General features: G+C 66.1%; 9 protein-coding genes and 1 pseudogene. 3 read left to right on the top strand and 7 right to left on the bottom strand.

Translation table 11 applies throughout. The features are described 5' to 3' along the window. The 4 genes from cysN to QOI01_RS26230 form a co-directional block, all read right to left on the bottom strand. A partial coding sequence (cysN, locus tag QOI01_RS26245; protein ID WP_526386091.1) for a sulfate adenylyltransferase subunit CysN occupies positions 1-1,398 on the bottom strand: 1,398 nt, incomplete at its 3' end. Further along, positions 1,398-2,318: a sulfate adenylyltransferase subunit CysD gene (gene cysD / locus QOI01_RS26240; protein ID WP_526386090.1), complete on the bottom strand. Its 921-nt coding sequence runs from the start codon at positions 2,316-2,318 to the stop codon at positions 1,398-1,400. The genes cysN and cysD, both read right to left, overlap by 1 nt. Then, a complete protein-coding gene (gene stf0 / locus QOI01_RS26235) occupies positions 2,315-3,115 on the bottom strand; it encodes a trehalose 2-sulfotransferase (protein ID WP_526386089.1) in 801 nt (266 codons plus the stop codon). Before stf0 ends, cysD begins: the two co-directional genes overlap by 4 nt. 76 nt (positions 3,116-3,191) lie before the next feature. Continuing rightward, positions 3,192-4,559 (bottom strand): sulfatase family protein, encoded by a 1,368-nt coding sequence (locus QOI01_RS26230; RefSeq protein WP_526386092.1) that lies wholly within the window; start codon positions 4,557-4,559, stop codon positions 3,192-3,194. A 535-nt stretch (positions 4,560-5,094) separates the two neighbouring features. Between QOI01_RS26230 and QOI01_RS26225 the strand changes: the two genes are divergently transcribed. Both QOI01_RS26225 and QOI01_RS26220 read left to right on the top strand, forming a co-directional pair. Next, on the top strand, positions 5,095-5,544 hold the full coding sequence (locus QOI01_RS26225) for an SgcJ/EcaC family oxidoreductase (RefSeq protein WP_526386088.1): 450 nt from the start codon (positions 5,095-5,097) through the stop codon (positions 5,542-5,544). Between the two features lie 13 nt (positions 5,545-5,557). Next, positions 5,558-5,938: a YchJ family metal-binding protein gene (locus QOI01_RS26220; RefSeq protein ID WP_526386087.1), complete on the top strand. Its 381-nt coding sequence runs from the start codon at positions 5,558-5,560 to the stop codon at positions 5,936-5,938. 2 nt (positions 5,939-5,940) lie between these two features. On the opposite strand, the gene QOI01_RS26215 is transcribed toward QOI01_RS26220, so the two are convergent. Together QOI01_RS26215 and QOI01_RS26210 are read right to left on the bottom strand one after the other, a co-directional pair. Next, complete coding sequence (locus QOI01_RS26215) at positions 5,941-6,423, bottom strand: hypothetical protein (RefSeq protein WP_526386086.1); 483 nt, start codon at positions 6,421-6,423, stop codon at positions 5,941-5,943. A gap of 42 nt (positions 6,424-6,465) precedes the next feature. Further along, a complete protein-coding gene (locus QOI01_RS26210) occupies positions 6,466-8,121 on the bottom strand; it encodes a purine-cytosine permease family protein (protein WP_526386085.1) in 1,656 nt (551 codons plus the stop codon). Between the two features lie 140 nt (positions 8,122-8,261). Between QOI01_RS26210 and QOI01_RS26205 the strand changes: the two genes are divergently transcribed. Continuing rightward, entirely contained in the window at positions 8,262-8,954 is a 693-nt protein-coding gene (locus QOI01_RS26205) for a phosphatase PAP2 family protein (RefSeq protein ID WP_526386084.1), read from the top strand. Here the strand turns inward: QOI01_RS26205 and QOI01_RS26200 are convergent. Continuing rightward, positions 8,908-9,077 (bottom strand): annotated as a pseudogene (locus QOI01_RS26200) (phosphoesterase); the annotation flags it as partial. The gene QOI01_RS26205 and the pseudogene QOI01_RS26200 overlap by 47 nt on opposite strands.

Here is a 9,077-nt window from a genome sequence, read left to right as displayed (position 1 = left end):
AACGGTCGACTTGCCCGACGCGGGAAGCCCGGTGAACCAGACGGTGGCACCCCGCTGGCCAGTCGTCGTCCAGCGGTAGCCGCGATCCAGTGACGAAGGGTGCCAACGGATGTCGTTGCGTGTCTGGGCGCCCGGCTTGACCTCGCGCGGCTCGATGATGGTGCCTGCGCCGATGGTGTCGTTCGACGTCTCGTCGATCAGGATGAACGCACCGCTGTCCCGGTTGTCGCTGTAGGGATCGGCGACGACGACCGAGCTGGTCCGCAGCGTCACCGAGCCGATGTCGTTGAGCGACAACTCAACAGGGTTGTCGAGTTCGTCGAGTGTCTCGGGATCCAGCCGGGTGTGCAGGGCCTGCACCGTCGCCCGCACCGTCTTGGAGGTCTGTTTGAGCGCGACCCGGTCACCGGCGCGCAGCGGCGTCTCGGCGAACCAGCACACCGTCGCGTCGAGTTCGCGGGCCAGCACCGGCAGCGTCGCGTCCTCGGCGCCGCTGACGAACACGTCGCCGCGGCCCACGTCGATGTCGTCGGCGAGTTCGATCGACACCGACAGCGGCGCCACCGCCGTCGTGCGCTCGTCGTCGAGGGTGTCCACGGCGGTGACCGTGGAGCGGGTGCCCGCGGGCAGCGAGACGATGGAGTCACCCACGCTGACGGTCCCAGCGGCCAGCCGTCCCGTGTAGCGGCGCCGGACGTCGGTCGTGGGGCGGGACACCCACTGGATCGGCAGCCGCAGCTTGGCCGCCTCGGGCTGGGGCGCTGACAGTTCGACGCCCTCGAGGTACTCCAGCAGCGTTGGCCCCGGGTACCAGGGCGTGTTGTCGGAGCGGTGCACGACGTTGTCGCCGAGCTTGGCGGCGATGGGGATCACGGATAGATCCGTAATGCCGAGTCGGCCTGCCAACTTGGACAGCTCGGCGTCGACCTCGCCGAAGCGGCCCTCATCGAAGTCGACCAGGTCGATCTTGTTGACCGTGGCCACGAAGTGCTGAATGCCAAGGAGTTTCGCGATACGCGCGTGCCTTCGGGTCTGACGGAGAACCCCGGCGCGGGCGTCGACGAGCAGTACCGCAACGTGTGCGTTCGAGGCGCCGGTGAACATGTTGCGGGTGTAGCGCTCGTGACCGGGTGTGTCGGCCAGGATGTAGCTGCGGCGCTCGGTGGAGAAGAACCGGTAGGCGACGTCGATGGTGATGCCCTGCTCGCGCTCGGCGCGCAGGCCGTCGGACAGGGCGGCCAAGTCGGCGACACCCGCCTCGTCCTTGACGGCTTCGAGGTGGTCCAGCGGCAGGCTGTCGGTGTCGTGCATGAGCCGGCCGATCAGGGTGCTCTTGCCGTCGTCCACCGATCCGGCGGTGGCCAGGCGGAGCAGCTGGCGAGTCCCGGTCTGCCCCATCAGAAGTAGCCTTCCCGCTTGCGATCTTCCATCGCTGCCACCGACGTTCGGTCGTCGGCGCGGGTTTCGCCGCGTTCCGACACCGTGGCTGCGGAAATCTCGGTGATGACACCGGCGATGTCGGTCGCGTGTGACCGCACCGCTCCGGTGATGGTCAGGTCGCCGACCGTGCGGTAGCGAACCCATTCGACGGCCGAGGTCTCGTCGCCCGTTGGCTGCACGTACTCGGAGACGGCAAGGAGGATGCCGTCCCTGGCGACGACCTCGCGCTCGTGGGCGAAGTAGATCGGCGGCAGCTCGAGGCCTTCGAGCTCGATGTAGCGCCAGATGTCCAGCTCGGTCCAGTTGCTCAGCGGGAAGACCCTGACCTGTTCGCCCTGCTTGATCCTGCCGTTGTACAGCGACCACGGCTCCGGACGCTGGGCACGCGGGTCCCACTGGCCGAACTCGTCACGGAAGCTCAGGATGCGTTCCTTGGCCCTGGCGCGCTCCTCGTCGCGGCGGGCGCCGCCGAACGCGGCGTCGAAACCACCCGCGTCGAGCGCGTCGAGCAGGGTGCGGGTCTGCTGCCGGTTGCGGGAGGCGCCCGGCCCCGGATCGGGCACCCGGCCGGAGTCGATGGACTCCTGCACCGAGCCGACGATCAGCTTGTGGCCGTGCTTGCCGAGGCGGCGGTCACGGAACTCGATCACCTCGTCGAAGTTGTGGCCGGTGTCGACGTGCAACACCGGGAAGGGCAGTGGAAACGGGCGAAAGGCCTTCTCCGCCAGCCGGAGAAGCACGATCGAGTCCTTACCCGCCGAGAACAAGAGCACCGGTCGCTGCAGCTCGGCGACGACCTCCCGGAGGATGTGCACCGACTCCGCTTCCAGCAGCCGAAGCTCGTCGACCTGGGTGTCGTTGCCAGTCTGAACCGTCATACCGGCAGGCCCTCCTTCTCCGCGTCCTTGCGATACCGCTCGACCCAGTCGTCGGACCGCTGGTCGGCCTGACGTTCCAGAACCGGCGCCGGGGCGAGCCGCGGGTCGAGGCCGAGCGCCTCGAGGACGATACCGACCATGTCGGTGAGGTTTCGCCATAACACGGGATATGACACTTCGATGGGCTCGACGCCCTCCTCGACGAACCAGGCTCGCCACCCCTCCTCCTGGGCGCGCAGCATCCTGACGACGTGTGCGATGGCGCCCGGGTGGTACTCGGCGCGCGCATCGCGCACCGGATCGGGACGACCACGCCAGACCCGGGTCTGCACGGCGCGCCAGAATGACACCGCCTGCGACACGACATCAGGGCGGTACACGTGGACGAGGACCGGATCCGAGCCGACGACGTCGCGGATCGCCGACAGCAGGCCGGTGCCGGAGCGGTCCGGAAGGCCCTCGGCGCGTTGCAGCAGCAGTGGCGTCTGATTCCACATCAGCTTGCCGCCCCACACCCCGTTGGGGGTGCGTCCCACCGTCCGAATGTAGTCGCGCCAGATCTCCGGCGGAGCCAGGTCGGGCTTGCCCTCGTCGAGCGGGTCGAGCAGTCGCAGAATCGATTCGTCTCCCGCGTCGGCGAACCATTCCCGTGGTTGCGGCGACTGGCTGGTCGTCGGCAGGTACTGGAAGAACTCCTGGGGTTCGCCCGCAACGCCAGTGGCGCGCAAGGACTCCACCAGAAGCGTGCTGCCACTCCGTTGCGAGGCAAGCACCAGATACGCAGTCGGGGAGGGCATGCGCGGAAGCCTAACCGGATCGAAATCGCGTCGCATGCTCGACCATGGCAAACCATTGAACTCATCACGAGCATAACTATCGCGGCGTTCGAACGTCGTCTTCGATTCCGCGTTCGGCTGCAATTGCCGATCGACTCGGCAATTGTATTCCATTGATGTGCAAGTATGTTTCGGTGTATCTGGCCGAAATGCGCGTCCCGGCGAAATCGGACGGAATGACGTCGTTCGTCTTTTGTCGCCAATCGTTGAGCAGCATCGCCAATTCGTTCGCAATTGATTCGGATTCATCGCTCACCAGACCGCTCAGGAGATTGTCCCTTTCGGTCGGATCCGCCCGCAGATCGTATAGCTCCCGGCTCGGGCGAGGCGCCGCGCTGAACGGCGCGACCGCCCTCCCCGGCGCGCTCTGTTCGATGTCGAGGGGGAGATCCAGCAGCGGCCGCGTCGCATAGTTCTCGATGTAGCTGAAATCCTTGGTCCTGATCGCACGGATCGGATCGAAGGAATCGTGATAGGTCTTCGTCGTGTAGACCTCGGCGCGCACGGGTGTGGAATCGGCGATCCCATCGAGCACGTTCGCGGCGTGTGAGAGCCCCTCGACGTCATCGGGGACCGGCAGACCGAGAACGCTCAGCAGCGTGGGAACCAGGTCGACGCCGCTGAAGAGTTCGTCGTAAACCCGGCCCGACGCCCCGAACCGCGTTGGGGGTCGCACGATCATGGCGATGCCGGTGCCCGCGTCGTACAGCGTGGACTTCGCGCGCGGCAGGGCCGGCCCGTGGTCGGTGAGGAACACCACCCACGTGGAGGCATCCAGCCCCGTTTCGGTGAGGGTGTCGAGCAGCTGGCCGACCGCGGCGTCGGCGACCGCGATGGAGCCGTAGAAGTCGGCGAGATCCTCACGTATGTCGGGAAGGTCGGGCAGGTAGTCGGGCAGTTCCACACCGTCGGCATCCGCGGGTTCGTAGCGATCCCGCGGATAGGGACGATGGGTCTCGAAGAAGCCTGCGGTCAGTAGGAAGGGTGTCGTCGGGGCGTCCCTCAGCCAACGAGTGGTCCGTTCGACCACGTACTCGCAGAAGGAGTTGGACACGTCGTACTCGTCGAATCCGAGCCGCGCGGGGAACGACGTCTCGTGCTGCATGCCGAACAGGGCGGTGTGCCAGCCTGATTCGGACAACAGCTGCGGCAGGGTGCGGACCCCGGCGCGGTACTCCCAGCCGTGGTGCGCGAGCCCGAGCAGCCCGTTGCTCTGCGGATAGCGGCCGGTGAACAGCGAACCCCGCGACGGTGAGCACAGCGGCGCGGTGGCGTGTGCACGCGTGAACAGGATCCCCTCGGAGGCGAGTTGATCGAGCCTGGGGCTGGATACGTCGTCATGGCCGTAAGCGCCGAGATACCTGCCGAGATCGTGCCAGTGCACGAGGAGCACGTTGTCCTTCATCGTTGATACACGCAACAGGTTCTCCGCTGAATCGGCAAGCGTTGGGCTCGTGGCGGCGGTTATCCACGTCCATATCGATGATCCACGAGCCGAAACGGCCGTGCGGCCGGCCCCGCCGGAAGGGAGTAGGCGGCGGTGGAACGTGGAACGTCGGCGAACCAGCTGGTGTCGATGCTGACGCGAGCTGCCAATCAGCGGCAACTGCCAATAATTTGTTTGAGGCGCGCACGACAAGCGGATATGCGAGCATATGCGGCGGCAGCAGCAAACGGTTGCGCGGCTCGTTTGGGTCCGCACTTCGAAGAGTGACGGATGGGGTGGGCGATGGGCGGACCGTATGTCCCCGCCACCGCTGTTCCCGCCGCCTCCGCCCACTGAGGCCGTGCCGCCACCCGTGGCCCTCCGCCAATCGCTCCACCGCCCATGGCTCCGCCGGTGATGGCGCCGCCACCCATGACTATGCCGGGAGGCGTCAGTGGTATACCCGGGCAGATATAACTCGAGCCGACCACATCGGTGGGGTTGGCGGCTGACGATGTCAGTGGTGGCGGCTGCGGCCCTGGTCGGCTGCGGGGGCGCAGGCCAGTCGCACGATACGGAGCGTGACAAGGCCGCGATCGAATCGGCACTTCGCCAGTGGCCCAACGACTTCAATGCCAACAATGCCGCGGGCGTCTGCGGGTTGTTCGCCGATGACGTGGTGTTGTCGTACCCCGGTGGGGAGGATCGCGACCGCGGCGAGTTCTGTAAGCGGATGCAGAAGCTCTTCGACGATCCGGTCAAGCGGTACAGCTATGCGCAGCTCGACATCCGCGAAGTGCTGGTCGACGGCGATCTTGCGGTGGTCAGGCTCTTCTGGACGCTGACCGTCACCGACGCGGCGGGCAAGATTCTGGACACGGGGGTCGAGGACGGCCTCGACGTCTTGACCCGCCAGCCGGATGGCAGCTGGAAGATTCATGTCTCCCATGCCCTTACCAAGTAGTGGCGCGGCTGCCATGAGCGATCTCTTCGGCCGGCCGTGCCCCTGCGGCACCGGCACCGGCTACCACGCCTGCTGCGGGCCGCTGCACCACGGCGAGCGGCACGCCGCGACGGCCGAGGAATTGATGCGCTCGAGATACGCGGCGTACGTGTGTGGCGACGCGGACTATCTGTTCCGCACCTGGCATCCGCGGACGCGCCCCGCCGACGTCACGATCGATGCCGACGTCCTTTGGATTGGCCTCGACGTGACAGATGCCGCCGCGGGCGGCCACGATGACGACCGCGGGGAAGTGGAGTTCACGGCGGTTTTCGCCGGGGGCGAGATGCACGAGCGCAGCCGGTTCGAGCGTCGCGCCGGCCGGTGGTTCTACGTCGGCGGCGACGTTTGGTGACGTCACCTCTGCGGCACACCGCACGCGGTGTAGACGAACTTCGGCGGCGCGTCGAACGCGAAGGACCGCTGTGGCAGCCGCATCAGCACGTTCTCGGAGAGCGGCGCCTTGTAGTGCAGTGACACCGAGCCCGAGAAGCTCGGGTCGATGACGGAGATGTCGGGCACGGCGAGCAGCAGTCCGGATTCGTCCAGAGTGGCCTGCACCATGGAACCGCCCTTCGCGTTCCACGGGTGGTCGACCGCGCGGCCCGCTTTCTTGGGCACCGAGGAGAGTGTGCCCAGCACCCGCTCATTGGTGAGCACCAGCGCGCCGACGTAGCTGCGGAGGTTGCCCTTCGCGGTCTTGCCGGGCACCTTCCCCGAGAAGCGGAACGTCACGGCGACGAACTCGGCGAGATGAAGCACGCCTTCGGCTTCGACCTGGGCCCGCATGTCGTCGGGCAGCTCACCGATGCCGAGGATCTTGCGCAAGAAGACGGCCATAGCCGGGACAGTATCGGCTATGACCGTCTCTTCACGGTCTGTTTACGTTTGTGCCGGGAGCACGTTCTGGCCGGTCTTGTCGGTGGACAGGCACAGCGAGCAGATGTACCCCTCGTCCCTGGCGGACTTCAGCATGTCGGGCCGCTCGTAATCGTGATGGCAGACATGGCATTTGAGGTGCGCATCCGACGGGTTGCCGAAGTCGTCGAGCATCGGCAGGTCGATGCCGTCGTCGGTACGCCTCAGGTAGTACTTGCCCTTGGTCGCGATCGCGATGATGGGCGGGAGCACCACGCCAAGGCCGATGGCAACCAGCGGCGAGTACGGCCGGATGGCCTCCCCGAGTCCGCCGAAGAACGCGATCACCGACAGCCCGGCAGCGATCAGCATCGAGCCGAAGCCGACCGGGTTGAAGTCGTACAGCATGCCGCGACGGAACTCCGGCTGCATCGGCGACAGCTTCAACAGGTGCTTGTTGAAGACGATGTCCGACGCCACCACCACGACCCACGCCATACCGCAGTTGGCGTAGAAGCCCAGGATGGTGTTCAGGAAGTCGAACATGTTGGCTTCCATCAGGATTAGGGCGATCAGCAGGTTGACGCCAAGGAACACCAGCCGACCCGGGTAGGTCTTCGTGACGCGGGTGAACGAGTTGGTCCACGCCAGCGAACCCGAGTAGGCATTCGTCACGTTGATCTTGATCTGGCTGATGACCACCAGGACGACCGCGAGCGTCATGGCCAACCACGGGGGCAGGAAGTTCTGGTAGATCTCCAGGAACTGGTGCACCGGCTGATTGGCGATGCCTGCGCTGTCGGCGACGTTGGCGATCAGATAGACGGCGAGGAACAGGCCGACGATCTGCTTGATGGCGCCGAAGATGACCCAGCCGGGGCCGGCCAGGAACATCCAGGTCCACCAGCTGCGCTTGTTCTCGGGGGTCTTCGGAGGCATGAAGCGCAGGTAGTCGTTCTGCTCGGCGATCTGAGCGATGAGCGACAGACACACGCCGGCTGCCAGCAGGGTCGAGCCCAGGTCGAAACCTTGCACACCGTTCTCACCCCGGTAGGCGAAGAACTGACCGACCGACTCGGGATGGCTGATGACCAGGTACACGAATGGCGCCACCATCAGGACGAGCCACAGCGGCGTCGTCCACACCTGCAGCGTCGACAACACCTTCATGCCGTAGATGACCAGCGGGAAGATGATCAGCGTCGACGCCGCGTAGCCGAGCCACAGCGGTATGCCGAGACCCAGTTTGAGGCCCTGCGCCATGATCGAGCCCTCGAGGGCGAAGAAGATGAAGGTGAACGTCGCGAAGATGACGTTCGTGACCACCGAGCCGTAGTAACCGAAACCGCTGCCGCGGGTCACCAGGTCGAGGTCGACGTTGTACCGCGCCGAGTAGTAGGCGACCGGGAAGCCGGTCAGCATGACGACGACGGCGAAGATGAGAATTCCCCACAGCGCGTTCGTGGTGCCGTAGGCGATGCCGATGTTGGCGCCGATGGCGAAGTCGGCGAGGTAGGCGATGCCGCCAAGGGCCGAGATGCCGACCACTCGCGTCGACCACTTGCGGTAGCTGCGAGGAGCGAACCGCAGGGTGTAGTCCTCCAAGGTTTCCTTGGTGGCGGTCATCGTGTCGAGGTCGGCCTCGGGGACCTCCGGCTCTTTGTTGAGCTCTTGCGTCATGGATAGCAAAGTTAGGGGCGCGTTGTTTCGGCATTGTGACGAATGTGTTCCCACGAGTAGCAGGATGGCCCGTGCTGCCATCAAGAGTCGGGGTTGTGACGGCAGCACGGGCGCTAGGGGATTAATCGTTACGGTTGTGCATGGTGTTACAGGCGATGCGGGCCGACTCGGGGACCTGGCGGCGGACCGGGCTCGCAGTGCTGGCCGTTGCGGTCTATCTGGCCATGTGGTTCGGCTGGAAGCTGGGCTGGCCGTGGGTGATGACGGCGGACGCGTCGGCCCTCGACGCGGCCCACCGGATCGGAGTCGAGCACCCCAGCTGGGTGATCTCCTGGAACGTGCTGTGCACGGTGTTCTCGCCGATGACCTTCCGGGTGCTCACGCTCGGGCTCATCGTGTTCGCACTGGTGCGACGTCAATTTCGCCCCGCGCTCTTCCTCTTCCTGAGCGTCGAGCTGTCCGCGCTGGTCACCGAGGTCGCCAAGTGGCTGGCCGACCGGCCCCGGCCGGACACGGCCATGGTCCACGCGTTGGGCACGTCGTTTCCGTCCGGGCACGCACTGGGGTCGATGGTCGCGGTGCTGGCCTTGGCGGCGGTCCTGGCACCGCACGTCCGAAGGAGCCTCTGGCCGTGGGCGACCGCGGCGGCCGTCCTCATCGTCGTCTTGGTGGGCGCGGGGCGGGTCGCACTCAACGTCCACCATCCGTCCGACGTGGTGGCCGGCTGGGCGCTCGGCTACCTCTACTTCGCCGTGTGCCTGCCGGTGTTGCGGAAGCGGGATCCCGTCACCGCAACGGACGGAACACCGGCAGCGCCCGGTACAGCACGCTGAAAGTCGCCTCGGTGAGTTCCAGTTCGACCTCGCCGTCGTGGGCGAGCGGTGTCGGGCCGTCGACCGAGGTGAAGCTGAAATCCGGGACCCTGAGATAGTGAAACAGCGGGCTGCGCTCGATCC

This window comes from Mycobacterium sp. (assembly GCF_032162605.1).
GTDB lineage: Bacteria > Actinomycetota > Actinomycetes > Mycobacteriales > Mycobacteriaceae > Mycobacterium.
This window is presented reverse-complemented; position numbering and strand designations above follow the sequence as displayed.